The organism is Stenotrophomonas sp. KH_052 (genome assembly GCF_057838755.1).
Genome location: NZ_CM174475.1, coordinates 1194230 through 1220806, shown reverse-complemented (window position 1 = coordinate 1220806; position 26577 = coordinate 1194230). Strand labels below are relative to the sequence as shown.

At 66.6% G+C, this 26577-nt stretch carries 22 protein-coding genes; 17 read left to right on the top strand and 5 right to left on the bottom strand.

The window, feature by feature from the left end:
• Genes minC through AC3ITW_RS05530 form a run of 4 tightly spaced genes read left to right on the top strand, consistent with a single transcriptional unit; the run spans position 1 to position 2423 of the window.
• Positions 1 to 789, top strand: coding sequence for a septum site-determining protein MinC (minC, locus tag AC3ITW_RS05545; protein WP_012510400.1), 789 nt, complete (start codon positions 1 to 3; stop codon positions 787 to 789).
• A gap of 35 nt (positions 790 to 824) precedes the next feature.
• Positions 825 to 1634, top strand: coding sequence for a septum site-determining protein MinD (gene minD / locus AC3ITW_RS05540; protein ID WP_004148075.1), 810 nt, complete (start codon positions 825 to 827; stop codon positions 1632 to 1634).
• A 2-nt stretch (positions 1635 to 1636) separates the two neighbouring features.
• Positions 1637 to 1897 (top strand): cell division topological specificity factor MinE, encoded by a 261-nt coding sequence (minE, locus tag AC3ITW_RS05535; protein ID WP_004148073.1) that lies wholly within the window; start codon positions 1637 to 1639, stop codon positions 1895 to 1897.
• Positions 1898 to 1943: 46 nt separating this feature from the next.
• Positions 1944 to 2423 carry a hypothetical protein gene (locus AC3ITW_RS05530; RefSeq protein WP_032969226.1) on the top strand — a complete coding sequence of 160 codons (480 nt, stop codon included), beginning with the start codon at positions 1944 to 1946 and terminating at the stop codon, positions 2421 to 2423.
• A gap of 87 nt (positions 2424 to 2510) precedes the next feature.
• Here AC3ITW_RS05530 and AC3ITW_RS05525 read toward each other — a convergent pair whose 3' ends face one another.
• From AC3ITW_RS05525 to AC3ITW_RS05515, 3 genes are all read right to left on the bottom strand, one after another.
• Positions 2511 to 3755 carry a DUF819 family protein gene (locus tag AC3ITW_RS05525; RefSeq protein WP_004148069.1) on the bottom strand — a complete coding sequence of 415 codons (1245 nt, stop codon included), beginning with the start codon at positions 3753 to 3755 and terminating at the stop codon, positions 2511 to 2513.
• 141 nt (positions 3756 to 3896) lie between these two features.
• On the bottom strand, positions 3897 to 5975 hold the full coding sequence (locus tag AC3ITW_RS05520) for a S9 family peptidase (protein ID WP_489390132.1): 2079 nt from the start codon (positions 5973 to 5975) through the stop codon (positions 3897 to 3899).
• Between the two features lie 254 nt (positions 5976 to 6229).
• Entirely contained in the window at positions 6230 to 8194 is a 1965-nt protein-coding gene (locus tag AC3ITW_RS05515) for an OPT family oligopeptide transporter (RefSeq protein WP_004148011.1), read from the bottom strand.
• Positions 8195 to 8396: 202 nt separating this feature from the next.
• Here AC3ITW_RS05515 and AC3ITW_RS05510 point away from each other — a divergent pair, with 202 nt between their 5' ends.
• A complete protein-coding gene (locus tag AC3ITW_RS05510; RefSeq protein ID WP_489390131.1) occupies positions 8397 to 9545 on the top strand; it encodes an acetyltransferase domain-containing protein in 1149 nt (382 codons plus the stop codon).
• An 89-nt stretch (positions 9546 to 9634) separates the two neighbouring features.
• The gene (locus AC3ITW_RS05505) at positions 9635 to 11389 is read left to right on the top strand and encodes a peptide MFS transporter (RefSeq protein ID WP_100467965.1); all 1755 of its coding nucleotides are present in this window, start codon (positions 9635 to 9637) and stop codon (positions 11387 to 11389) included.
• A gap of 55 nt (positions 11390 to 11444) precedes the next feature.
• Here the strand turns inward: AC3ITW_RS05505 and AC3ITW_RS05500 are convergent, their stop codons facing one another.
• Both AC3ITW_RS05500 and AC3ITW_RS05495 read right to left on the bottom strand, forming a co-directional pair.
• Positions 11445 to 13397, bottom strand: a complete 1953-nt coding sequence (locus tag AC3ITW_RS05500; RefSeq protein ID WP_489390130.1) for an alpha/beta hydrolase family protein — start codon at positions 13395 to 13397, stop codon at positions 11445 to 11447.
• A gap of 165 nt (positions 13398 to 13562) precedes the next feature.
• Positions 13563 to 14198 (bottom strand): LysE/ArgO family amino acid transporter, encoded by a 636-nt coding sequence (locus tag AC3ITW_RS05495; protein WP_005408523.1) that lies wholly within the window; start codon positions 14196 to 14198, stop codon positions 13563 to 13565.
• A 137-nt stretch (positions 14199 to 14335) separates the two neighbouring features.
• Here AC3ITW_RS05495 and AC3ITW_RS05490 point away from each other — a divergent pair, with 137 nt between their 5' ends.
• The 11 genes from AC3ITW_RS05490 to mdcH all read left to right on the top strand — a co-directional run bounded on the left by AC3ITW_RS05490 (position 14336) and on the right by mdcH (position 26491).
• Complete coding sequence (locus AC3ITW_RS05490; RefSeq protein WP_012510394.1) at positions 14336 to 15241, top strand: LysR family transcriptional regulator ArgP; 906 nt, start codon at positions 14336 to 14338, stop codon at positions 15239 to 15241.
• Between the two features lie 183 nt (positions 15242 to 15424).
• Positions 15425 to 15865, top strand: a complete 441-nt coding sequence (locus AC3ITW_RS05485; RefSeq protein WP_489390129.1) for a GNAT family N-acetyltransferase — start codon at positions 15425 to 15427, stop codon at positions 15863 to 15865.
• 195 nt (positions 15866 to 16060) lie between these two features.
• The gene (gene mqo / locus AC3ITW_RS05480; protein WP_100467963.1) at positions 16061 to 17761 is read left to right on the top strand and encodes a malate dehydrogenase (quinone); all 1701 of its coding nucleotides are present in this window, start codon (positions 16061 to 16063) and stop codon (positions 17759 to 17761) included.
• Between the two features lie 324 nt (positions 17762 to 18085).
• On the top strand, positions 18086 to 20278 hold the full coding sequence (locus AC3ITW_RS05475; protein WP_489390128.1) for a TonB-dependent siderophore receptor: 2193 nt from the start codon (positions 18086 to 18088) through the stop codon (positions 20276 to 20278).
• Between the two features lie 221 nt (positions 20279 to 20499).
• Positions 20500 to 22143, top strand: coding sequence for a malonate decarboxylase subunit alpha (mdcA, locus tag AC3ITW_RS05470; protein WP_125893753.1), 1644 nt, complete (start codon positions 20500 to 20502; stop codon positions 22141 to 22143).
• A 10-nt stretch (positions 22144 to 22153) separates the two neighbouring features.
• Entirely contained in the window at positions 22154 to 22474 is a 321-nt protein-coding gene (gene mdcC, locus AC3ITW_RS05465; protein WP_065722504.1) for a malonate decarboxylase acyl carrier protein, read from the top strand.
• On the top strand, positions 22471 to 23379 hold the full coding sequence (locus tag AC3ITW_RS05460; protein WP_065722505.1) for a biotin-independent malonate decarboxylase subunit beta: 909 nt from the start codon (positions 22471 to 22473) through the stop codon (positions 23377 to 23379). Before mdcC ends, AC3ITW_RS05460 begins: the two co-directional genes overlap by 4 nt.
• Before the next feature lie 2 nt (positions 23380 to 23381).
• On the top strand, positions 23382 to 24086 hold the full coding sequence (gene mdcE / locus AC3ITW_RS05455) for a biotin-independent malonate decarboxylase subunit gamma (RefSeq protein WP_153676220.1): 705 nt from the start codon (positions 23382 to 23384) through the stop codon (positions 24084 to 24086).
• Positions 24079 to 24720, top strand: coding sequence for a malonate decarboxylase holo-[acyl-carrier-protein] synthase (gene mdcG / locus AC3ITW_RS05450; RefSeq protein WP_489390127.1), 642 nt, complete (start codon positions 24079 to 24081; stop codon positions 24718 to 24720). Before mdcE ends, mdcG begins: the two co-directional genes overlap by 8 nt.
• On the top strand, positions 24717 to 25574 hold the full coding sequence (mdcB, locus tag AC3ITW_RS05445; protein WP_004147910.1) for a triphosphoribosyl-dephospho-CoA synthase MdcB: 858 nt from the start codon (positions 24717 to 24719) through the stop codon (positions 25572 to 25574). The genes mdcG and mdcB overlap by 4 nt, the downstream gene beginning before the upstream one ends.
• Positions 25571 to 26491 (top strand): malonate decarboxylase subunit epsilon, encoded by a 921-nt coding sequence (gene mdcH, locus AC3ITW_RS05440; RefSeq protein ID WP_180889624.1) that lies wholly within the window; start codon positions 25571 to 25573, stop codon positions 26489 to 26491. The genes mdcB and mdcH overlap by 4 nt, the downstream gene beginning before the upstream one ends.
• The last annotated feature ends 86 nt before the right edge of the window (positions 26492 to 26577 follow it).

The window sequence follows — 26577 nt, the reverse complement described above, 5'->3', positions numbered from 1 at the left end:
GTGGCGGTGAATTTCGATTACGAACAGGCCGGTGAACTGAAGATCGGCCAGGTGGGCATCGCCAACCTGCGCATCCGTACCCTTGATGTCGAGCGCCTCGTGCAGGAAATGCACGAGCGCGTGACCCGCGCGCCGAAGCTGTTCGGCCGTGCGGCGGTGATCCTCGATTTCGGTGGCCTCAGCCAGGTGCCGGACGTGGCCACCGCACAGGCGCTGGTCGATGGCCTGCGCAGTGCCGGCGTGCTGCCGGTGGCACTGGCCTATGGCACCAGCGCGGTCGACCTGCTCTCGCAGCAGCTCGGGTTGCCGCTGCTGGCCAAGTTCCGCGCCCAGTACGAGCGTGCCGAGGCCGAACCGGCTCCGCCACCGCCCGCACCGGAACCGCGCCGGGCCGCGCGCGCCGAACCGAAGCCGGCCCCGGCCACGCCGGTGGCCAAGGTCGCCGATGCGGCTGCACCGCAACCGGGCCGCATGCAGCTGGGCAACGTGCGCTCGGGCCAGCAGCTGTACGCGGAAAACTGCGACCTGACCGTGATGGCTACCGTCGGCGCTGGCGCGGAAGTCATCGCCGACGGCAGCATCCATATCTACGGGACCCTGCGCGGCCGCGCGCTGGCAGGGGCCCAGGGCAACACCGCGGCACGCATCTTCTGCCGTGATTTCCATGCGGAACTGGTCGCCATTGCAGGCCACTACAAGGTACTGGACGATGTCCCGGACACCCTGCGCGGCAAGGCCGTGCAGGTGTGGCTGGAACAGGACCAGATCAAGATCGCTGCGCTGGACTGACGCAGCACCCAAACAGAATCATCAGGAGAAGTCCTTTGGCTGAAATCATCGTAGTCACCTCCGGCAAGGGCGGCGTCGGCAAGACCACTTCCAGCGCAAGCCTGGCCTGCGGCCTGGCACGGCGCGGCAAGAAGGTGGCGGTGATCGACTTCGACGTCGGCCTGCGCAACCTCGATCTGATCATGGGCTGCGAACGCCGCGTGGTGTACGACTTCGTCAACGTCGTGCACGGCGAAGCGACCCTCAAGCAGGCCCTGATCAAGGACAAGCGCTTCGACAATCTGTACGTGCTGGCTGCCTCGCAGACCCGCGACAAGGATGCGCTGACCCAGGAAGGCGTGGGCAAGGTCCTGAAGGACCTGGCCGCTGACGGCTTCGATTACATCATCTGCGACTCCCCGGCCGGCATCGAGAAGGGCGCCTTCCTGGCGATGTACTTCGCCGACCGCGCCGTGGTCGTGGTGAACCCGGAAGTGTCCTCGGTACGCGACTCGGACCGCATCATCGGCCTGCTCGATTCGAAGACCCACAAGGCCGAGTCCGGCCAGGACGTGCCGGCCTTCCTGCTGCTGACCCGCTACACCCCGGTGCGCGTGGAAAGCGGCGAGATGCTCAGCATCGCCGACGTCGAGGAAGTGCTTGGACTGAAGGCGATCGGCGTGATCCCCGAGTCGGGTGACGTGCTCAACGCCTCCAACAAGGGCGAGCCGGTCATCCTCGATGTCGAGTCCGCTGCCGGCCAGGCCTACGACGACGCCGTCGCGCGCATCCTCGGCGAAGAACGCCCGATGCGCTTCACCAACGTCGAGAAGAAGGGCTTCTTCAGCAAGCTGTTCGGAGGGTAAGCATGGGCCTGTTTGATTTCCTCAAAGCGAAGAAGACCACCGCCGAAACCGCCAAGAACCGCCTGCAGATCATCATCGCGCAGGAACGCAGCAACCGCGGCGGTCCCGATTACCTGCCGCTGCTGCAGCGCGAGCTGCTGGAAGTGATCAAGAAGTACGTCAACATCGACGTCGATGCGGTGAAGGTCGACCTGGTCAAGGATGGGCAGCACGACGTGCTGGACATCTCCGTGGCGCTGCCGGAAGGCCCGGACAAACCCTGACCCCCTGCCCCGCCCGTGCCTGCATGGGCGGGGCTGCATGACCCGCATGACCGACACCACGCCCGAACCGAACGTCACCCGCGTCGGCGATATCGCCTTCGCCGATGCGCAGCGCCTGCTCGCCGCACACGATCTGCGGCTGCACCACGTCGCCGCCGGCGCGCCGATTCCCGGCAGCTACTGGGGCGAGCCCGAAGCCGGCATCATCGCCAGCGACGTGTACGTGCGCGATGACACCCCCGTGCACTCGATGCTGCACGAGGCCTGCCACCTGATCGTGCTGCCGCCCGAGCGCCGCGCGCAGGTGCATACCGATGCCACCGACTCGGTGCCCGAAGAGGACGCCACCTGCTACCTGCAGATCGTGCTGGCCGGCCACCTGCCCGGTGTCGGCAGCGAACAGCTGATGGCTGACATGGATGCGTGGGGGTATACGTATCGACTGGGGTCTACGAAGGCGTGGTTCGAGCAGGACGCCGAAGACGCGAAAGCGTGGTTGATCGAACGCGGATTGCCGGTCGCGTAACGCATCGGTAGTGCCGGCCGCTGGCCGGCAACCTCATGAACCCGTGAAGCATTACCTGATTGCCGGCCAGCGGCCGGCACTACCCCGTCAGCCCTGCCCGGCCAGCGCGCGCAGGGTGATGCCGACGATGTAGGCCAGGTAGGTGCCGGTGGCATAGCCCATCGTGCCCAGCAGCACGCCTACCGGTGCCAACGCCGGATGGAACGCGGCCGCCACCACTGGCGCCGACGCGGGTCCGCCGATGTTCGACTGCGAACCGATCGCGAAGTAGAAGAACGGCACTTTCAGCAGCTTGCCCAGGCACCACAGTAGCACGATGTGCACGCTGATCCAGATGATGCCAAGCAGGAACAGCCACGGGCGGTCCAGCAGCGCCAGCAGATCCATCTGCATGCCGATGCAGGCGATCAGGAAGTACAGCAGCAGCGAGCCCAGCCGCGAGGCACCCGCGCCTTCCAGCGTGCGTGCGCGGGTGAAGCTCAGGCTCAGGCCCAGCGTGGTCGACAGCACCACCACCCAGACAAACGGTGCGTCCAGGCTGAACTGCGAGGCCCAGCTGACGTTGAGCTTGAACCATGCCGCCAACGGCGCGCCGATCGCATGCGAGAGGCCGACGCCGCCGAAGGCGACCGCCACAATCAGCATCAGGTCGGTCAGGCTGGGAATGCGCTCGTGTTCGGCCTGGAAGCGCGCGATGCGCTCCTTCAGCTCATCGATCGCCGAGGTATCGGCACCACTGCGCGCGTCGATCTTCGCCGCGCGCCCGGCCAGGAAGATAAGCGCGGCCATCCACACATAGCCCACGCCAACATCGACCACCGCGAACTGGCCGAAGGTGGTGGCGTTGACGTCGAACACTTCGCGCATCGCCAGCATGTTGGCACCGCCGCCGATCCAGCTGCCGGCCAGCGCGGCCATGCCGGCCCAGGTATCGCCGGCCACGGTTTCCGGATGCACGGCGCGCATCAGCAGGAAGGCCACCACCGCGCCCAGCATGATGCTGGCCGAGGCGCCCAGGTACATCAACACCAGCTTCGGACCCAGCCGCAGGATGCCCTTGATATCCACCGCCAGGGTCAGCAGGATCAGCGCCGCCGGCAACAGGATGTCACGCGCGATCGGGTTGTAGAGCTTGGTGTTCTGGCCGTCGATGAGGCCGACGGTGTTGTAGATGCCGGGGATGAGGTAGCACAGCAGCAGTGCCGGCACGAAGGTGTAGAAGCGCTTCCACAGCCCCTGCTCGCGCGAGGCGGTCCAGAACACGGCGCCGAGGGTGGCGGCGATCAAACCGAAGACGACGATGTCGTTCTGGATCAGGGCGGTCGAAGGCATGCAGGCGCTCTGGGTAGAGCCGGCCGCTGGCCGGCTGCTGTTGGCGGCAGATCAGGATGGTGTGCCGACCAACGGTCGGCACCCACCGGTACAGCAGATGGTGAAACAAAAGCGCCGCCCCGAAGGGCGGCGCTGCAGTCATCAGTTGCCGATGTGCTGCTTCAGCCAGGCATTGACGGTGTCATGCCACAGGATGCTGTTGTTCGGCTTCAGCACCCAGTGGTTTTCATCCGGGAAGTACAGGAACTTCGATTCGATGCCCTGGCGCTGGGCAGCAGTAAACGCGGCCAGGCCCTGCTCGACCGGAATACGGAAGTCCTGCTGGCCGTGGATGACCAGGATCGGCTTCTTCCAGTCCGCCACGTGGTTGACCGGGTTGAACTTCTCGTAGTTCGCCGCCTTCTGGTACGGCGTGCCGCCCTGCTCCCACTCGGTGAACCACAGTTCTTCGGTGGCGTAGCCCATCATGCGCTGGTCGAACACGCCGTCATGGTTGACCAGGCACTTGAACGGGCTGTTCCAGTTACCGGCAATCCAGTTGACCATGAAGCCGCCGTAGCTGGCACCCAGCGCACAGGCCTTGTCACCGTTGAGGAAGGAATACTTCTTCAGCGCCGCATCCCAGCCCTTCTGCAGATCTTCCAGCGGGCGGTCGCCCCAGTGCTGGCTGATCGCATCGGTGAAGGCCTGGCCGTAGCCGGTGGAGCCATGGAAGTCGATCATCACCACGGCGTAGCCCTGGCCGGCGTAGGTCTGGGGGTTCCAGCGGTAGCTCCAGCCGTTGCCGAAGCTGCCCTGCGGGCCGCCGTGGATCAGGAACGCAACCGGGTAGGACTTGCCTTCCTGGTAGTTGTGCGGCTTGACCACGTAGCCGTGGACGGTGTCGTTGTTCCAGCCCTTGAACTCGAACTGCTCGTAGTCACCGAAGGACACGTCCTTCAGCACCTCGCCGGCGGCCGGGGTCAGCGCGCGCAGTTCGCCGATCGGCTGGCCGGCGGTCGGCAGCAGGCCGACCAGCACCTGGTCGTTGCTCTTCAGGCTGTTGCGGGTGATCGCCACGCTGGTGCCGGCCACGTCCACCGAGGTCACGCTGCCGTCGCCGATCAGCTTGGTGGCCTTGCCGCTGGCCACGTCGATCTGGAACAGCGGGTGTTCGCCGAGGTCATCGGCAGTGGTGTAGATGCTGCTGCCATCGGCGGACAGGGTGATGCCACCGGCCGAACGATCCCACTGCGGGGCGATCTCGCGGGTCTTGCCGCTGGCCAGGTCCATCGCCATCAGGCCGAAGCGGTCGGCCTCGAAGCCCGGGCGCTTCATCGCACGATAGAACAGGGTCTTGCCGTCGGCGCTGAACACCGGGCCGGCATCCCAGGCCGGGTTGGCGGCGGTCAGGTTGACCGGCACTTGCTTGCCGGCGGCGTCGAAGCGGTACAGGTCGAAGTTGGTCGACCACGGCTCCTGCTTGCCGGCCACGCGGATGCTGGCCACCACGCTGGCGCCATCCGGCGACCACGCGAAATCATCATTGCCGCCGAACGGCTTGGACGGTGCATCACCGTCGATGGTCGCGCTCAGCGCCGAAGCACCCTTCACCGCACCGGCCTTGCCTGCCGGCAGCGGCGCCACGAACAGGGTGTTGCGGCGGCCGTCGTTCCAGGTATCCCAGTGGCGCACGAACAGCGAATCCCACACCTGGCCGCTGGCCTTGGTGTCCTTCTTTTCCTTCAGCTTCTTCTCGGTGCATGCCAGATCCGAGGCACAGGCCTGGAACACGCCGGCACTGAACAGCACGCGGTCGTCCTGCGGCGATACGTGGTAGCTGTCCACGTCGACCGGGAAGTCGGTCAGCTGGCGCGGGGTGCCGCCGCTGATCGGCTGCGCGTACAGCTGCTGGCTACCGTTCCTGGCGCTGAGGAAGTACACGGTCTGGCCATCGGCCGACAAGGAGGCGGAGTTGACGTTCCAGCCGGCCGGGGTGATCTGCTTCGGCGGCGCTGCATCGCGGGTGCGCAGGTTGCGCACGAACAGCGCCGTGCTCGACTTCAGCGCGGCATCGGTGCTGCGCTTGGCGAACACCACGGTGCCACCGTCAGCAGTCAGTACCGGCGCGGAGACGCGGTCCATGGCCACCATGTCGCGGACTTCCAGGCCACGGGCAGCGGCGACGCTGGGCAGGGCAGCCAGCAGGCTCAGTGGCAACAGGGCATGACGCAGTTTCATCGGAGTCTCCGCAGGACGGCAAAAAACCGATGGTAGGCCTGCGCGGGCGGGGCTGCCAAGGCCATCGGTCATGGCTGCCGGTGCAGGCCGACCGCGCCGCCAGAAAAAGCAAACCCCGCCGAGGCGGGGTTTGTTGAGGAATGCCGGGGTCGGATCCGATTCCACCGGAATCGGCTCTGACCCCTGCCGTGCAGCCGGCGGCGAACCCGGGGTCAGAGCCCTTCCCTACGGGAAGGGATCCGACCCCATGGCCCTTACGCCACGGCGCGCTTGCCGGTGCGGTAGATCAGCCAGCCGACCAGGAACAGCACGGCCAGGCCGATCCACTGTGCGGCCGGCAGGTGGAACGGCACGGCCAGTACGTCGGCGCGGCTGCTGACCACGATCGGAACGGCGATGGCGATTCCCATCAGCGCCTCACCGGTGATCAGGCCAGCGGCGAACAGCACGCCCGGCTTGTGCACGCGGTCGCGGCCTTCTTCATCGTCGGCGCGCACCTTGTGGAAGCGCTCGACCAGGTAGGAGATCAGGCCGCCGAGGAAGATCGGCACCATCAGCTCCAGCGGCAGGTAGATACCGATCGCGGCGGCCAGCACCGGCACGCGGAAGCGCGCGTTGCGCGACTTGAGCCAGCTGTCGAAGGCGATGATCGCCGCACCGACCACGGCACCGATGCCGATGAAGGTCCACGGCAGTTCACCACCGAACAGGCCCTTTGCGACCGAGGCCATCAGGTTGGCCTGCGGCGCAGCCAGCGCGTTCGGGTGCAGCTCGGACTTGACGCCGATGCCGTAGGCGGTGGCCAGCAGGTTCAGCACCGGGGCCATGATCAGCGCGCACGAGAATGCGCCGATGCCCAGCATCAGCTGCTGCTTCCACGGGGTCGCGCCAACGATGTAGCCGGCCTTCAGATCCTGCAGGTTGTCACCACCGACCGCGGCGGCGCAGCACACCACCGCGCCGATCATGATTGCCGCCACCGCACCCAGCGGCGCGCCGAAGGCACCGACCGGCTGCAGGCCGTCCTTGCCCAGCAGCAGCACCAGCACCGCAGAAGCGAACAGGATGGTGGAGATGGTGATGCCCGAGACCGGGTTGTTGGACGAACCGATCAGGCCGGCCAGGTAGGCCGACACCGACACGAACAGGAAGCCGGCGACGATCATGATCAAGGTCATCGGGATCGACACGTGCCACTGGCCGACGATGGCCTGGTACAGCGCCAGCAGCGGCAGGGTGAACACCACCAGGGCCACCAGCATCCACTTCATCGGCAGGTCGCGTTCGGTGTGCGCCAGTACCGGGCCACCGCTCTTGCGGGCAGCGGCAAAACCGCTCTTGACGCCGTTGAGCAGCGACTTGCGCAGCGAGATCAGGGTCCAGATGCCGCCGATCAGCATCGCGCCCACACCCAGGTAGCGCATCTTCGCGCCCCAGATGGCGAACGCCGCCTCGGTGGAGGATGCGGTAGCGACCGAGGCGGCCAGGCCTGGATCGGTGTTCATGAAGAACGCCTGGTAGATCGGAATGGCGATGTGCCAGGTCAGGATCGAGCCGGACACCACCACGATGCCGACGTTGAGGCCGACGATGTAGCCCACGCCCAGCAGCGCCGGGGACAGGTTGGTGCCGATGAAGGCGGTGACCTTGGAGCTGCCGACGTAGGCCGAGGTAGCCCAGGCATCGGGAATCAGGCGCATGCCGCTTTCCGCGGCCAGCTTCACGAACGCACCGATCACCGCCGACAGGCCGAGGATCTTCAGGCCCGGGCCCGGGTTCTCACCGGCCTTGAGCACTTCGGCCGCGGCCTTGCCTTCCGGGAACGGAAGCGGGTCTTCAACGATCATCGAACGCCGCAGCGGCACCGAGAACAGCACGCCCAGCAGGCCGCCGAGACCAGCGATGCCCAGCACCCACCAGTACTTGAAGTCCGGCCAGTAGCCCATGATCACCAGCGCCGGGATGGTGAAGATGACACCGGCGGCGATCGACGAGCCGGCCGAGGCGCCGGTCTGCACGATGTTGTTTTCAAGGATGGAACCGCCACCCAGCAGGCGCAGCACGCCCATGGAAATGACCGCGGCGGGAATCGCGGTGGCGATGGTCAGGCCTGCGAACAGACCGAGGTAGGCGTTTGCGGCCGACAGCACCACTGCCAGCACGATGGCAAGGACCACCGCGCGGAAAGTGAGCTGCTTCGGCGCAGCGTCATGGTTCATGAAAGCCCCTGCTGGCAAAAAATCCCTGCCACGCTAGCGTTCAGGCTCCGGCAAGTCCAGCGTGCCAAAGGATGGGGCCCGATGCTGCGGTGCGATGGACCCGCACATGCACGGGCAACCGGCCGATACAGCAAAGTCGGAGTGGGCACGGACACAATTGATATGTTATATCTTTCTGTTGCCCCATCACGTCCTGCATCACATGCCCTCTTCCCCCACCCCGCGCCTGGCCTCCATCGACCAGCTGCGCGGCACCGTGATGCTGCTGATGCTGCTCGACCACGTCCGCGAGACCTTCTTCCTGCAATACCAGGTCAGCGACCCGATGGATGCGTCCACGGTCTCTCCCGCCCTGTTCGCCTGCCGTCTGCTGGCGCATCTGTGCGCGCCGGTATTCGTGCTGCTCACCGGTCTGTCGGCCTGGCTGTACGGCCAGCGCCAGCCGGATCCACGCCGCGCCACCGCCACCTTCCTGCTCAAGCGCGGCCTGTTCCTGGTGGTACTGGAACTGACCCTGGTGAACTTCGCCTGGACCTTCCAGCTGCCGCCGGACACGTTGTACCTGCAGGTGATCTGGGCCATCGGCCTCAGCATGATCGCGCTGGCCGGCCTGCTGTGGCTGCCGCGCCCGGCCTTGCTGGTGCTGGCAGTTGCGGTGGTGGCCGGCCACAACCTTCTCGACGGCGTGCGCGTGGAAGGCAATGGCGCGCTGGCAGTCCTGTGGAAGGTGCTGCACCAGCGCGACTGGATCGAGGCCGGGGCACTGCGATTGCGCACCTCCTACCCGGTGCTGCCGTGGATCGGGGTGATCGCACTGGGCTATCTGATGGGGCCCTGGTTCGCCCGCGAGCGCGCACCGGAGCAGCGGCAGCGCTGGCTGTTCTGGGCCGGTGCGGGGGCGCTGGCCCTGTTCGCATTGCTGCGCTTTGCCAACGAATACGGCGATTCCCCCTGGCAGTACCAGACCACCGTGCTGCGCACCTGGCTGAGCATCTTCAACGTCACCAAGTACCCGCCGTCGCTGCAGTTCCTGCTGTTGACGCTGGGCGTGGGCCTGTTGCTGTTGCGACTGTACGAATGGCCGCCGTTGGCACGTGCGCTGCGGCCATTGGCCGATATTGGTGCAGCACCGATGTTCTTCTACCTGCTGCACCTGTATGTGCTGAAGGGGCTGTACCTGGCGGCGCTGGCCGCCTGGGGCCCGACCCACGGCGAGCTGTATGCGCTGGATTCGGTCAGCGGCCTGCTGCTGGTGGCCTGTGCATTGGCGGTGGTGATGTATCCACCGACGCGGGCATTCGCGCGGTTCAAGGCGCGAAGGCGCGATCTGGCGTGGTTGCGGTACCTGTGACCCCGTTCGCCGGGCATGGCCCGGCGCTACCGGGTGCGGCGCCGGTTACGGGCCTATAATCGCGCCCTTTCCTGCTGTCCCCGCCGTCGATGACCGTTGCCGCTACTGCTTCCGACGACTTCCTGGGCCATCCCAAGGGCGTCTACGTCTGCTTCTTCACCGAAATGTGGGAGCGCTTCTCCTTCTATGGCATGAAGGCGCTGCTGCTGCTGTATCTCACCAAGTACCACCTGTTCGGCGACAAGGCCGGCCTGGACCTGCTCGGTGCCTATGGCGGCCTGGTGTACTGCATCCCGGTGTTCGGCGGCATGCTGGCCGACCGCTGGCTGGGCATGCGCCGGGCAGTGCTGTTCGGCGGCATCCTGCTGGTACTCGGCCACCTCGGCATGGCATTCGAAGGTCACGCGGCCTACCGGGTCAACGGTGAAGTGGTGCGCGATACCTCGGCACTGGCGGTGACCTACCTGTCGCTGGCGCTGATCATCATGGGCGTCGGCTTCCTCAAGCCGAACATCTCCACCATCGTCGGCAAGCTGTACGCCAAGGACGACCCGCGCCGTGACTCGGGCTTCTCGCTGTTCTACGCCGGCATCAACCTCGGCGCGCTGTTCTCGTCGCTGGTGTGTGGCTTCCTCGGCGAGGCCTACGGCTGGAAGTACGGTTTCGGTGCAGCCGGCATCGGCATGCTGGCCGGCCTGGCGATGTTCCTGTGGGGCCAGAAGTACCTGCAGGGCCATGCCGAACCGCCGCAGCCGGCCGCGCTGAAGCAGAAGGTGCTGGGCCTGCCGCGCGAATGGCTCATCTATCTGTGCGCGGTGCTCGGTGTGCTGCCGGTCGCGTGGCTGATGTGGGCGGCCGGCAACGGCGCGTTCGCGCTGGGCGGTGAAATCAGCCTGGCGCTGATGCTGATGCTGGTGGTGCTGGGTGGCGTGCTGGTCTGGTTCGCCTGGTTCACCGGCAGCAAGTGCACGCCGGTAGAGCGCCAGCAGATGATCGCGCTGATGGTGCTGATCTTCATGGCGCTGGTGTTCTTCACCATGTACGAGCAGTCCTACGGCTCGTGGGTGACCTTCACCGACCGCCTGCTGACAAAGGACATCGTGCCCTCGCTGGTGATCACCGGCGGTACGCCGCTGCCGTGGTCGATCATCTCGCTGCTGCTGGCACCGCTGGGCTTCGTGGTCAGCGCGCGCCTGTCCGAACGGCGCCCCGGCTCGACCGCACCGCGTGCGTTCTTCATCGGCATCGTTGCGCTGATGCTGGTGCTGCTGGTGCGCGACTGCCTGGTGATTCCGCAGACCGCCGGTTCGCTGACCTACCTGGGCGGCCTGTTCCTGGTGCTGCTGGCACCGGCCTTCGCCGCGTTGTGGACCTGGATGGACCGCCGCGGCTGGGAACCGGGCAAGCCGGTGAAATCAGCGTGGGGCCTGGTGATCGGCGCGCTGTCGTTCGTGCCACTGGCGCTGGCCGCACAGCAGGTCGGCGCCACCGGCGAGATGGCCAGCGTGTGGTGGCTGGTGCTGGCCTACTTCCTGCTGGCCAGCGGTGAGATGTGCCTGTCGCCGGTCGGCCTGTCGGCGGTAACCCAGCTGGCCGTGCCGCGGGTGATGAGCCTGATGATGGGCACCTGGTTCCTGGCAACCGCGTTCTCGGAAACGCTGGCCGCGCTGTTCGGCAAGCTGGCCGCGATCGAAGTGCCGGAAGGCGAAACGCTGGACATGGTGGCTGCCGCCGGCGCCTATGCGCACCTGTTCTGGCTGCTGATGTGGATCGGCCTGGGCTGCGCGGTGCTGGCCTTCATTGCTGCGCCACTGCTGAAGCGGATGATGCACGGGGTGAAGTAATTCCCGCGCCTGCGGAAAACCAGGGCGGCGGATCGAACATCCGCCGCCCTTTGCGTCAGGGCGCCTTGTCCTTGCCGGCCGCGGGTGCGGTGGTCGCGGTCTTGCCACCGAGGCTGCGCGACAGGAAGGCCAGCAGCTTGCCGTAGTACTCGCTGCGGTGGGCCTCGGTGTAGAAACCGTGGCCCTCGGTCTTGTAGTACAGGCTTTCCACCGGGGTACCAGCGCGCTTGAGCGCTGCTTCCATGCGCTCGGTGTGCTGGATCGGCGCGCGCTTGTCTTCGCCACCCGCTGCGAGGAACACCGGTACCTTGATCCGTTCCGCAAGATTGACTGGCGAGATGGTACCGAGCTGTGCCGGATCCCCCAGCCATTCGCGCAGGTAGGTCACGCCCGAGCCGCGATCCTGGATGTCGCCATGGGTGTACATCAACGGCAGGTCGTAGACGCCGACATAGCCCGCCGCGCACTGGTACAAGCCTGGCTCGCGGGCGGCACCCATCATCGCCGAGTAAGCGCCGTAGCTGGCGCCGTAGATGCAGATGCGACGGCCATCGGCGATGCCTTCGCTGATGGCCCAGCGGGTGGCGTCGGTGACGTCATCCTGCATCGTGCCACCCCATTGCTTCAATGCTGCCCGGCTGTGGGCCCGTCCGTAGTTGCCCGAGCCGCGGAAGTTGATCTGAAGCACGGCATAGCCAGCAGCGGCCAGCAACTGATTCTCGCGATCGAAACTGCCGTCGTCGAACACCCCGATCGGCCCGCCGTGCGGCACCACCACCATCGGTAGGCCACGGCCGGCACTTCCATGCGGCAATGTCAGGAATCCATGAAGGTCCAACCCGTCGCGCGCCTTCAGCACAATCGGTCGCACCGAAGCGGTGGTGTCCGGGTCAAACCATTCGCTGCGCGCCATCAGGAAGCGCGCCAGGTTGCGGTCGCGGTCGTAGAGGTAGAACTCGCCAGGATTGGAACCGGACCAGGTCTCCACCAGCAGGCGGCGGCCGTCGCGGGTACTGGAAGTGATGAACACTGCACGCCCTGGAAAAGCCGCTTCCAGGCTCCGGTACAACCGCGCCTCGTCCGAACTTTCGTCGAAGAACCGGGTATGCGGCGTAGTTCCCAGGAACAGCGCGCCGACCGGCACGGTGCTGCCTGGGCGATGGATCAGCCGCGTGGGATCGACCACCTCGTCGCGCAGCACGACCTTGCGCTCCTGCGTGGCCACGTTCACGCTGACGATGGCATCGGGGCCGCTGGGCTGATCGCTGAGCAGGTAGGCCAGCTGGCCATCGGCGGAAAAGCCCAGCGCCGCTTCGCCGCGACCACTGCGTTTCTCATCGTTGACCAGCACCCAATCGCCACCGTTGCGGTAGTAGACGGTACCGGCGCCCTGGACGAAACGCACGTCGCCCTGTGCATCCACCACATAGGACGCATCCGGCATCGGCGCGCGGGCCAGCAGCCGCTGCTTGCCACTTGCCAGTTCGAGCTGGGCTGCATAGCCATTGGCATCCAGCCGTGATCCACCAACGGCGATGACCACATGGGCATCGTCACCCGGCAAGGTGTCGCTGAGGAACGCCGCAGCGGACGTCCGGTACTTGGGCCGCACGCGCAGGCCAAGATCGCGGTAGCCCACCAGCAATTCCGGGCGGCCCGTGCGCGCGTCCAATGTCAGCAGCTCGCCGGTGGCCCACGGCGCATCGCGGCTGCCGAACTTCTGCGCCAGACCGAACATCACCTGATCGTTGTTGACCCAGTGCATATCGATGACATGCGAATTGAGTGGTGGCCGCAGGTTGCCCACCGGTGTGTTGTCTCCTGTGCGCAGGATGATCACAGCAGTAAAGCCGTCCGCAGGCACGGTCGCGGCCAGGTAGTCTCCCCCGGGGGACAGCATGACATCGCCGAACTTGTCCGCGCGCACGTAGGCGCCCAGATCGATCGCAGCAGCGGTTCCGCACCACAGTCCCGCCACGATGATGGCGGCCAGCCAGCGCTTGTCCATCCTTTCCCCCCTGCCTGGACCCCTTGTCCCGGCTGGCCGATTCTAGGCAGGCCGGCGCCCGAATCACCAGTGGCCCACAAAAAACGACGGCACCGTTGCCGGTGCCGTCGTTACCACTACCTTGGAGAGAGAGTCAGGACGTGGGTTCGGGGGGCGTGCGCCGGGTCAATGGACCCCGCGCACCGCCAATGTGAGGGCCAGGATGCTGAGGATCACGGCGATGGTGCCGTCGAGCACGCGCCAGGTGCTGGGCTTGGTGAACAGCGGTGCGAGCAGGCGTGCGCCGAGACCCTGCGCGGTCAGCCACAGGCAGCTGGCGGTGACCACACCGGCCGCGAAGGCCATGCGGGCATTGCCGAAGTTCTCGGCGATCGAGCCGATCACCATCATGTCCAGCCAGAAGTGCGGGTTGATCAGCGAGAAGCCGACCGCAGCCATCAGCACCGCGCGGCGGCTGCCGTCGTCGCTGTCAGCCTCGCCCATGCCGCCGCCACCGGCGATCGCGCGGCGTGCCGACTTCATGGCGTACCAAGCCAGGAACGCAACACCGGTCCACAGCACGGCGGTGGTCAGCCACGGCAGCGCCGAAGTGAGCGTGCGCAGGCCGGCCACGCTGGCGAAGATGAAGATCGCATCGATGGCCGCGCAGGTGGCGACCACCGGCACGATGTGCTTGCGCAGGATGCCCTGGCGCAGGATGAAGGCGCTCTGGGCCCCGACCACGGCGAACAGGCCGATGCCGGTGGCTGCACCAGAGAACCAGGCACCGAGGCCGGTGCTGGCGGAGATGACCGAGAACATGGGATTCACTGCCTTTACTTGCTTGGGGGACGGTGCCTCGCGAAGGCGGACAGCACCGGAACTGGCGCCATTGTCGCGCCGCAACATTAAAAAGACGAGCTAAACTTACTAATCCAACATTAGCGGAGCTTAATTCGATGCGTATCGACCATGCCCAGCTGCGCGCCTTGGCTGCAGTGATCCGCGAAGGCAGCTTCGACCGCGCGGCACAGTCGCTGAATGTCACGCCGTCGGCCATCTCGCAGCGGGTCAAGGCACTGGAGGATCGGGTTGGCCGCCTGCTGGTCAAGCGCGGCACCCCGGCCACCGCCACCGCCGAGGGCCAGGTGCTGGTGCAGCTGGCCGAGCAGACCGCCCTGCTCGAACACGATGCCCTGCACCGGATGGGCCTGGCCGACGAAGACCTGCCGCAGGCAAGCATTCCGGTGGCGGTGAACCACGACAGCCTGGAAACCTGGTTCCCGCAGGCTGCCTTCCAGTTCGCGCAGAGCACCGGCACCACCCTGGACCTGCGCGTGGAAGACCAGGATCACACCGTCGAACTGCTGCGCCAGGGCACCGTGCTGGGCGCGGTGACCACTCTGGACGAGCCGGTGCAGGGCTGCCAGATCCATGCGCTGGGCAGCATCCGCTACGCGGCGACCTGCACCCCGGAGTTCCGCGAGCGCCATTTTGCCAAGGGCGTGACCGCCCAGGCCCTGGCCACGGCACCGGTGCTGGTGTTCAACCGCAAGGATGAGATGCAGTCGCGCTTTGCCCGGCGCATGGCCGGCGACGACCTGCCCAGCACCGCGCCAACCTGGTGGATTCCCTCCACCCGCGCGTTCGTGCAGGCCAACCTGGGCGGCATGGGCTGGACCATGAATCCCCTGCCCTTGGTCAAGCGGCATCTGGACGCCGGCCGCCTGGTCTACGTACGCCAGCGCGCGTGGGAAGACGTGCCGCTGTACTGGCAGCACTGGAAGGGTGACGTGCAGACCATGGCCCTGCTGACCCGCGCCGTGCTGGAGGCGTCGTCGGCGCTGGTGCGACGCAAACGCTGACGGAGCCCCGCAAAAAGGGGACGGAGGGGATTAAGTCGTTTAAGACCCAAACGACATCCGGGGCAAAGACGACTTAATCCCCTCCGTCCCCTTTTTTGCTCCATCGGATCTCCACGAAACCTCCACACCCGGTCCATGCGCGATGCGGATACTGATCGGCCAATCACTACAAGGATGTCCTGCATGCTCGTCTCCGTGCGCGATGCCCACCCCGACGATGCCGCCGCCTGCATCGACCTGCGCGGGCGCACCCGCGAGAACGCCTTCAGTGCCGCGCAGTTGGCGGAGCTGGGCATCACGCCGGAGAGTTGGGCGGCCGGCATCGCCCAGGGCGATTCGATCGGCCGCGTTGCCTGGGAAGGGCAGCGCATGGCCGGTTACTGCTTCGCCGACAGCGGCGAGGTGCTGGTGCTGGCCCTGCTGCCGGACTACGAAGGCCGTGGCATCGGCCGGCAGCTGCTGCAGGAGGTGGTCAGCCTGACCCGCGACGCCGGCCACCAGCGACTGTTCCTGGCCTGTTCGGCAGACCCGCGCTCGCGCTCGCATGGCTTCTACCGGCGCCTGGGCTGGCGCCCGACCGGTGAGATTGATGAGGCCGGTGACGAGATTCTGGAGCTGGTTTGATTGAAGGCGTCGCCAGGCATGGCCTGGCGCTACCGGGTGAGGGTGACGCGAAACGCCGGATGCTGCGTTGCATCAAAAAGAGACCAGAAGCGGTTAAAATCCGCGAATGGATGGCGCAACGCCTTGTTTCTTCACGCCCTTTCGCGTTCCCACGCGCATCCTGACCCCCTCCCCTCCGCCAACGATCCCGCCCCCATGAAGAAATTTGGCAAGGTTCTGCTCGCCCTGCTCGTGCTGCTGTTGCTGGCCGCCGCGCTGTTCCTGTACTGGCCGCTGACCAAGCGCTCGGTGCCCGCCGCCAGCAACGACAAGCCCGTCGACGTTGTACTGGTCGGCGCCGGCATCATGAGCATCACCCTGGCCACCTATCTGCAGGAACTGCAGCCGGACTGGAACATCCAGGTCTACGAACGCCTCGACGGCGTCGCCGGTGAAAGCTCCGATGGCTGGAACAACGCCGGTACCGGCCACTCGGCCTTCGCCGAACTGAACTACACCCCGGAACTGCCCGACGGCAGCATCGAGACCAAGCGTGCGGTCAGCATTGCCGAATCGTTCGAGGTCTCGCGCCAGTTCTGGTCGCACCAGGTGAAGGAAGGCCGGTTGAGCCAGCCCAGCGACTTCATCAACCCGACCCCGCACATGAGCTTCGTCTGGGGCGATGACAACATCGCCTACCTGCACAAGCGCCAGCAGGCCCTGGTGAAGAATCCGCTGTTCTACGGCATGCAGTATTCCGAGGATCCGGCACAGATCAAGCAGTGGGCACCGCTGCTGATGGAAGGCCGTGATCCGAAGCAGAAGGTCGCCGCGACCTGGATGCCGCTGGGCACCGACGTCAACTTCGGTGTCATCACCCGCCAGCTGACCACCGGCCTGCAGCGCAGCCCGAACTTCAGCCTGCACCTCAACCACGAAGTGAGCGCGCTGCGGCAGAACGCTGACAAGAGCTGGAACGTGACGGTGAAGGACCTCAAGGCCGGCACCGAGTCCACCACCCACGCCCGCTTCGTGTTCATCGGTGCCGGTGGCGCCGCGCTGAAGCTGCTGCAGATGTCCGGCATTCCGGAATCGAAGGACTACGCCGGCTTCCCGGTCGGTGGCCAGTTCCTCGCCTTCCAGGGCCAGGACGTGACCTCGCGCCACGGCGTGAAGGCCTACGGCATGGCCGAAACCGGTTCGCCGCCGATGTCGGTGCCGCACCTGGATGCGCGCAAGCTGGATGGCAAGCCGGTGGTCCTGTTCGGGCCGTTCGCGCTGTACAGCACCAAGTTCCTCAAGCACGGCTCGTGGTGGGACCTGTACTCGTCGGTCAACCACAACAACGTCGGCCCGATGCTGGAAGTGGGCAAGGACAACCTGGACCTGGTGCAGTACCTGATGGCCCAGGCACGCTTGAACGATGCTGATCGCCAGGCCGAACTGGTCAAGTACTTCCCCAATGCCAAGCCGGGCGACTGGAAGCTGGTGACCGCCGGCCAGCGCGTGCAGATCATCAAGCGCGATCCGTTGAAGGGCCCGGTGCTGCAGTTCGGTACCGAGATCGTGACCGACAAGGACCACACCATCGCCGCCCTGCTCGGCGCTTCGCCGGGTGCGTCGACCTCGCCGCCGATCATGCTGGACCTGATGGCCAAGGCCTTCCCGGACCAGATGAAGGCCGGCTGGGAAAGCCGCCTGCGCGAGATCGTGCCGTCGTACGGGCGCAAGCTCAACGACAGCGCGGCACTGGTCAATGAGATCCGCACGCTGACCAGCCAGAGCCTGCACCTGCCGTACCTGGAGGTGCCGGTGGACGCGAACGCGGCGGCGCCGGTGCCGGCAGCGGTTCCTGCAGCGGCTCCGGCACCGGCCAAGGAAAAGCGCAACGCCAACGAGGAGCTGCAGGCGCTGTAAGCCTGGCAGACTCCCTGCTGCAGACACGGACGGCCACCTTCGGGTGGCCGTTCGCGTTTGGGCCGCTCCCTGCTGTAGAGCCGAGCCCATGCTCGGCTCCGGCAAAAAGCAGCCGAGCATGGCTCGGCTCTACAGAAAGCGATGCCCGGCGCCGGGAAGCCTCTGCGCAATGACGAGAATTGTAATGTTGTTAAGAATTATTTACATTTGCGTCCTGCGCAGTGACCGCGCCTCTCCCAGATGGACCTGCCGTGCCCGAAGCCGCCGCCCCGGGTGCTGGACGACTGCTGCCGCCCCTTCCCGTCTCCGAGCTTCGAACCCGCCATGTCCCTGACGTTCCGTAACCGCCTGCCCCGCCGTGCGCTGCTGCCGGCTGCCCTGCTGTCCTCGCTCGCACTGGTCGCGTCCCCGGCATTCGCCGAGACCGCCGCCGATGCATCCGATGCCAAGACCCTGGACCGGGTCAGCGTGCGCGCCGAAAAATCCGCGCCGCCGGCCAGCACCACCCGCCTGCCGATCACCCTGCAGGAAACCCCGCAGTCGGCCACCGCGATCAGTCTGAAGCGCCTGCAGGACGAATCGCTGTTCAGCATCAACGATGTGATGCGCAACGTCACCGGCGTCAGCGTGTCCTTCTATGACACCCAGCGCCCGCTGTACTACGCGCGTGGCTTCGCCATCACCGACTTCCAGGTCGATGGCATTCCCACCTACAGCGGTTCGACCAACCAGGAATACGACACCGCCTTCTACGACCGCATCGAAGTGATCCGCGGCGCCAACGGCCTGCTCAGCGGTGCCGGTGTCCCGTCGGCCACGGTCAACCTGCTGCGCAAGCGCCCGGGCAAGGAGTTCGACGCCTCGTTCTCGGTCAGCGCCGGCAGCTGGGACTACCGCCGCATGGAAGCCGACGTGACCGCGCCGCTGACCGCCGACGGCCGCTTCCGCAGCCGCGTGGTCGCCGCCTATACCGATCGTGGCCTGTACTACGACCGCTACGACGAAAACAAGATGGCCGGCATGGCGGTGCTGGAAGGCGACGTCACCGACAGCACCACGATCACCCTGGGTTACCAGAGCCAGGACAACAACCCCACCGGTTCAACCTGGGGCACCGTGCCGTTCTTCGACAACCAGGGCAATTTCGCGCACCTGCCGCGCTCGACCAACCTGTCGCCGAAGTGGAGCTACTGGAAGCGCGAGAGCAACACCGCCTTCGCCAACCTGGAACAGCGTTTCGGCGACAACTGGCTGTTGAAGATCAACACCGCCTACACCCGCGGTAACGTGCAGAACGTACGCCTGTACGGCACCGGCAACCCGGACCCGGTGACCGGCTCGGGCATCTACCTGCGTGCCGCCGCCGGTGATTCAAAAGACACCCGGCGCAATGTCGATGCCTACCTGACCGGCAGTTTCCCGCTGTTCGGCCGCGACCACGATGTCACCCTCGGTGCGCAGTGGTCGGATCTTGAAGGCACCACCAACACGCTCGCACTGAACTTCCCGACCGACTGGGCGCGCTGCGGCAGCGAGCGCTGCTACTACATCCCCAACGTGTACAGCTGGAACGGCGACATCTCCGAGGTGACCTACCGCCGTACCGGCGCGCGCCGCGTGGCCAAGACCACACAGAGTGGCATCTATCTGGCCACCCGCCTGCGCCTGGCCGATCCGCTGTCGCTGATTGCCGGCGCACGCCTGAGCCGCTGGGAAACCCTCAGCCGCTCCTACAACGCCGCAGGCGCCTACACCGGCACCAGCGGTGCATACAAGGTGAGTGATGAAGTCACCCCGTACGTGGGCCTGGTCTACGACATCACGCCGAACGTCTCGGCGTACGCCAGCTACACCGAGATCTTCAACCCGCAGAACTTCAAGGACCGCAACGAGAACCTGCTGGCGCCAGTACAGGGCTCGAACCTGGAAGCGGGCATCAAGACGCAGTGGTTCGATGGCCGCCTCACCGCCAATGCCGCCGTGTTCGAAGCCAAGCAGGACAACTACGCGGTGCGTGACATGGGCGTGCCGGAGGGTTCGCTGAGCGATGGCACCTCCGCCTACGTCGGCGTCAACGGCACCAAGGCGCGCGGTTGGGAAATGGACGTCAATGGCGAGATCCTGCCGGGCTGGACGGTCAATGCCGGCTACACCCACGTCAAGGTCACCCGCGCCGCCACCGATCTGCTGTACGCCAACCCGCCCAAGGACCTGCTGCAGCTCAACACCCAGCTGCAGCTGCGTGGCGCGCTGGAGCGCCTGAGCGTTGGCGGTGGCGTGCAGTGGCAGAGCAGGGTGCAGGGCTACAACATCGCCTACCCGCCGGGCGGCACGGTGACGGTGAACCAGCCGGCCTACATGCTGGTCCAGTTCAACGCCAACTACCGCATCAGCGACAACTGGACGGCAACCCTGAGCGTGCGCAACGCACTGGACAAGACCTACTGGGCGAATCTGGACTACAACAACTACGGCGAACCGCGCTTCGTGTCGGCCAGCCTGCGCTGGAAGTTCTGAGCCACCAGAAACGGTAGTGCCGGCCGCTGGCCGGCTCCAAGCGATGCATCAATGACGCGGAGCCGGCCAGCGGCCGGCACTACCCCGATCGATGCGGGTCATCCTCCATTTCAATCTGAATGGGCCCGCCTTCGCGCGGGCCCTTCTTTTTGCTGCAGCGCGGGTTGCACGCCCATCATAATTATGCCGTAATTATTTCAACGCAAATCGGAAGCCGGTCGATGAACCCGAGCTGGGATACGTTGGAACGCAGCCGCCAGGCCCGCCTGGAACGGGCCGCGCCGTGGGCCCGGGGACGTGAGGTCGCCGCCACCGACGTGGGCGAGCTGCTGCACGCACTGCTGGAGCCAGGCGACAAGGTCTGCCTGGAGGGCAACAACCAGAAACAGGCCGATTTCCTCGCCCAGGCCCTGGCCGACCTTGACCCGGCCCGGGTGCACGACCTGCACATGGTGCAGTCGGTGCTGTCGCTGCCCTCGCACCTGGATGTATTCGAACGCGGCATCGCCTCGAAGCTGGATTTCTCCTTCTCCGGCCCGCAATCGGTCCGGCTGGCCAACCTGGTGGCCGAAGGGCGCATCCAGATCGGTGCCATCCACACCTACCTGGAACTGTTCGGCCGCTACTTCATCGACCTGACCCCCCGCGTGGCGCTGGTCGCCGCGCAGGCCGCCGACCGCCACGGCAATCTCTATACCGGCCCGAACACCGAAGACACCCCGGTGATCGTCGAGGCCACCGCGTTCGGTGGCGGCATCGTCATTGCCCAGGTCAACGAGATCGTCGACACCCTCCCCCGCGTCGACATTCCCGCTGACTGGGTCAACTTCGTGGTGCAGGCGCCGAAGCCGAACCACATCGAACCGCTGTTCACCCGCGATCCGGCACAGATCTCCGAGATCCAGGTGCTGATGGCGATGATGGCCATCAAGGGCATCTACGCCGAGTACGGCGTGAACCGCCTCAACCATGGCATCGGCTTCGACACCGCCGCCATCGAGCTGCTGCTGCCGACCTACGCCGAATCGCTCGGCTTGAAGGGAAAAATCTGCCAGCACTGGGCGTTGAACCCACACCCGGCGCTGATTCCGGCGATCGAATCGGGCTTCGTCAAGTCGGTGCATTCGTTCGGCTCCGAACTGGGCATGGAGAAGTACATCGCCGCACGAAGCGATGTGTTCTTCACCGGCGCCGATGGCTCGATGCGCTCCAACCGCGCGTTCTCGCAGACAGCCGGCCTGTATGCCTGCGACATGTTCATCGGTTCCACCCTGCAGATCGACCTGCAGGGCAACAGCTCCACTGCCACCCGCGACCGCATCGCCGGCTTCGGTGGCGCACCGAACATGGGCTCCGATGCACGTGGCCGCCGCCATGCCAGCGAGGCCTGGATCAAGGCCGGCCAGCAGGCCGCACGCCCCGGTGAGATGCCGCGTGGCCGCAAGCTGGTGGTGCAGATGGTGGAAACCTTCCGCGAACACATGGCACCGGCCTTCGTCGATCGGCTGGACGCCTGGGAGCTGGCCGAGCGCGCGGACATGCCGCTGCCACCGGTGATGATCTATGGCGACGACGTCAGCCATGTACTGACCGAAGAAGGCATCGCCAACCTGCTGCTGTGCCGCACCCCTGAAGAGCGCGAACAGGCGATCCGCGGCGTGTCCGGCTATACCGCCGTGGGCATGGGCCGCGACCGCGCGATGGTGGAAAACCTTCGCGACCGTGGCGTCATCCGCCGTCCCGATGACCTCGGCATCTCCGTGCGCGATGCCAGCCGCGATCTGCTGGCCGCGCGCTCGGTGAAGGACCTGGTGCGCTGGTCCGGCGGACTGTACGACCCGCCCAAGCGCTTCCGCAACTGGTAAGGGACAGAGCATGGAAACCCTCGACTATCGATTCGACGGCACGACGCCTGTGCACTTCCCCACCAATGCGGTGCTGGTAGGCGTGCTCGCATCGGGCAACCTGGAAATCCTGCTGGAGCCGGCCGCGCTGGACGGCGCGATGACGGTGCGCATCATCACGGCCGCGCAGGGCTTCGGCAGCGTGTGGCAAGCGGTGATCACCGACTTCGCACGACGCCATCCGCTGCGCGATGTGCGCATCTCGATCAACGATGCCGGCGCAACCCCGGCGGTGGTCAGCCTGCGCCTTGACCAGGCAGTGGAAACGCTGCTGGGCGGAGGCACGCCATGAACCGCGTACAGCGCCACAGCTACTACGAAGCCGACGCACGCGAGCGTATCGCCGGCCTGGTCGATGCCGGTTCGTTCCAGGAATTCCTGGGCCCTGCGCGACGGATGATGAGCCCGCATCTGGCGCAGCTGGACCAGCCAGCAGCGTTCGACGACGGCATCGTCGTCGGTGAAGCCACGCTGCGCGGCAAGCGCGTGCTGCTGGCCGCGCAGCAGGGTGAATTCATGGGCGGCGGCGTCGGCGAAGTGCACGGTGCAAAGCTGACCGGCCTGCTGCGCCGTGCGGCGGCGACCCGGCCCGACGGCGTGTTGCTGCTGCTCGATACCGGCGGCGTGCGCCTGCACGAGGCCAACGCGGGATTGATTGCCATTTCCGAGATCATGCGCGCCACGCTGGATGCGCGCGCTGCAGGCGTGCCGGTGGTGGCACTGATCGGCAGCGGCAATGGCGCGTTCGGTGGCATGGGCATCGTCGCCCGCTGCTGCAGCACCGTGATCATGTCCGAGGAAGGCCGGCTGTCGCTGTCCGGACCGGAAGTGATCGAAACCGTTCGCGGCGTGGAGGAATTCGATTCCCGCGACCGCGCGCTGGTCTGGCGGGTGACCGGTGGCAAGCACCGCTACCTGATCGACCAGGCGCAGGTACTGGTGCCCGATGCCATCGAGACGTTCGCGCAGGCAGCGTTCGATGCACTGCAGCCGGACACGGCCAGCACCGATGCCGATGCGGCATTGAGTGCGCTGCAGGCCCACCATGCCGCGTTGAAGGCACGCGTGCAGGCCTGGGGCGGATGCCGCGATGGTCTTGAGATCTGGTCCCTCCAGGGCATCGCCGAACCCGAGCGGCTGCCGCTGCTGGACACCAACGACTTCCTCGTCGCCACCGCCGACCGGAGCCTGCCATGAGCCTGCCGCTGCACGCGCTGCTTGATGCCCTGTTCCCGCGCGGCCACGTCATTGCGGTGAACGATTCGGTGCTGACCGGCAGCGCCACCACCGAGGATGGCGAGGTGACCGTGATCGGTACCGCCGACAAGCTTGAAGTGGGCGTGGACCACGCATTGGCACTGGCCGAAACCGTGCTGGCCAGCACCGCCGCGCATCCGCAACGACCGATCGTGATGCTGGTCGACACCGCCGGCCAACGCCTGGCACGCCGTGACGAACTGCTTGGCATCAACGGCTACTTCGCTCACTTGGCGCAGACGCTGGATCTGGCACGCCGACGCGGTGCGCGGCTGGTGGCCCTGGTCTATGGCGAGTCGGTCAGCGGCGGCTTCCTCTCATTCGGCCTGATGGCCGACCACATCCACGCCCTGCCCGATGCGCAGGTGCGGGTAATGGACCTGCGCGCGATGGCAAGGGTGACCAAGCAGCCGCTGGAGAAACTGCAGGCACTCAGCCAGGCCTCGCCGGTGTTCGCGCCGGGCGTGGAGAACTACGTGGCAATGGGTGCGGTGGAATCGCTATGGGATGGCGATCTGGCCATGCGCCTGCTGCAGGCCCTGCGCACGCCCGCCGAAGGCGACCGCCGCGCCGCCCAGGGTGCCGAGCGTGGCGGGCGCACACTATCCGCAAGCGTGGCTGCAGCCGTGAGCCAGGGCGATGCCTGAGCGGCTGCCCCGCCATACGCTGGTCTGGTTGTCGGTGCACGCCGGCTGGCAGGCGGACATCGCCGCGCACGAGCCGCGCCTGGCCGAATGGTTTGCGCAGGGTCTGCCGGCCATCGTTGCGCGTCGTGCCGCGGACGATGCCGATCCACGCCTGCGCCTCGGCGTGCCGCTGCCCCCGATGGAGGGCAAGCTGCGCCTCGCCCTGCGCGTACCGCTGCAGGACGTACTGCGGACCGAGGCGCCGCCAACGCTGCAGGCGGTGCTTGAAGGCAACCTGCCAGTGGTATGGCAACACCCACTGCAGGCACTGCAGGCCATCGCCCCGGCACGTGTATTCGGTGCGTTTGCCTGGCAGCTGCTCAGCCATCTGCCTTACGTGCATGCGCGCTCGGACATCGACCTGCTGTGGCAGGCCGGCAGCGCAGCGCAGGCCGACAGGTTGATCGCGAGCCTGCAGGCATGGGAAACCGAGTACGGCCGTCGCGTCGATGGCGAACTGTGCCTGGCTGACGGCGGTGCCGTGAACTGGCGCGAGTATGCCGGACGCAGTCGCGAGGTGCTGGTCAAGCGCGCCGACGGCGCTGCACTGGAACTGCGCGAGGCGTTGTTCAGTTCCGCCGGGATAGCCGCATGAACGCTGTCGCGCACAGCGCTGCCCAACCCGGTTCGGCGGTGGACTGCGCACGCCTGGGCCGCGTGGCCGTCGCCAGCCTGCATGCCGAGCTGGCCCTGGCCCCCAAACCGGGGCTGGTCACACCGTTTGACCGCGGCAGCCACCACGACATGGATGCCGGCACGTTCCTGCGCAGCCTGTTTGCGCTGCGCCACTATTTCACCGCCGTGGCCCGCGCCGGCGCTACGGCAGCGCCGTTCGATGCGCTGCGCCAGCGTGGCATCGCGGCCGAAGCGGCGATGCTGCGTGCCACCTCGGGCATCAACACCCATCGCGGCGCGATCTTCAGCCTCGGCCTGCTGGTGGCGGCCGCCGCTGCCTGCCGCTCCCGCCTGGGCCATGCCGCCACCGGCGAACAGGTCTGCCTGGAGGTACGCCGTTGGGCTGCGGATTTCGCAAACGCCCCGCTGGATGCAGCCAGCCCGGGCCAGCGTGCGCGCGCCCTGCACAAGGTGCCGGGCGTGCGCGAACAGGCCGCCGCCGGTTACCCGCTGCTGCGCGCGGTGGCGCTGCCCAGCCTGCGCGATGCGCTGGCCAATGGGCTGACGCGCGAGGCCGCGATGTGCCACACGTTGATGCAGCTGGTCGCCCACACCGACGACCTCAACCTGCTGCATCGTGGCGGGGCCGATGGCCTGCGCTGGGCGCGGCAGCAGGCGCAGGATTTCCTTGCTACCGGCGGTGCCTTTGCACCGGCCTGGCGCGCACGCCTGAAGCTCGTCGCTGACGCCTTCGTCGCCCGTCGGCTGAGCCCTGGCGGCAGCGCCGATCTGTTGGCATGCAGCGTGTTCCTGCTGCGCCAGGAGCGCGCATGAGCCTTACCCTGCTCTGCCCCGGACAAGGTGCACAGCATCCGGCGATGTTCGATCGCGTGCGCGACCTTGCTGCCGCACGGCCGGTACTCGATGCCACGAGCGAACTGCTGGGCCGCGATGTATTCGCCGCCGCGGCGGCCGACGACCGCTTCGACAATGTGCAGGCCCAGCCCCTGCTGTGCGCGGCAAGCCTGGCGCACTGGCAGGGCCTGCGCGAGGTGTTGCCAACGCCGACGGTGATCGCGGGCTACAGCATCGGCGAGCTCGCCGCACATGCCATCGCCGGCAGCTTCGACACCACCACCTGCCTGGCACTGTCCGCGCAGCGCGCGCGCCTGATGGATGCCGCCAGCCCCGATGACGCCGGGCTCCAGGCAGTACTGGGACTGGACCGCGTTGCCACGCAGCAGTTGTGCGATGTGCATGGCGCCTTCATCGCGATCGCCAATGGCCACGACCACTTCATCGTGGGCGGCGCATGGCGGTCGCTGCACGCATTGGCGATGGACGCGCAGTTGCGCGGTGCGGAGATCCGCCCGCTGCCGGTCCATGTGCCCGCGCACACGCCGCTGCTGGCCGGCGCAGTGGCACCGTTTGCCGCCGCACTGGAAGCAGTGTCACTGCAGGCGCCACGCCTGCCCCTTCTGGCCGGCATCGATGCGCGACCGGTGCGGGATCGCGCAACGGCGGTCCACACGCTGTCGGCGCAGCTCGCGCAGACCATCGAATGGGCGCAGGTGATGCGCCAGGCCTTCGAGCGTGGCGCGCGGGTGTTCCTGCAGCTGGGCCCGGGCAACGCATTGGCGCGCATGGTCGCGCCGGCCTATCCGTGCTGCGAGGTACGCGCGGTGGAAGAGTTCCAAAGCCTTGAAGGCGCGGCGGCATGGGTTCGCAGTGCGCTGGAGCGGCTGCAGTAACGGGTTCGAGCAGTACGTATCACGCAACACGCAGTACGTCGCCTTACCCCGGGATGGCGGGTCTCCATCCGCGCTGTACGTGAGTC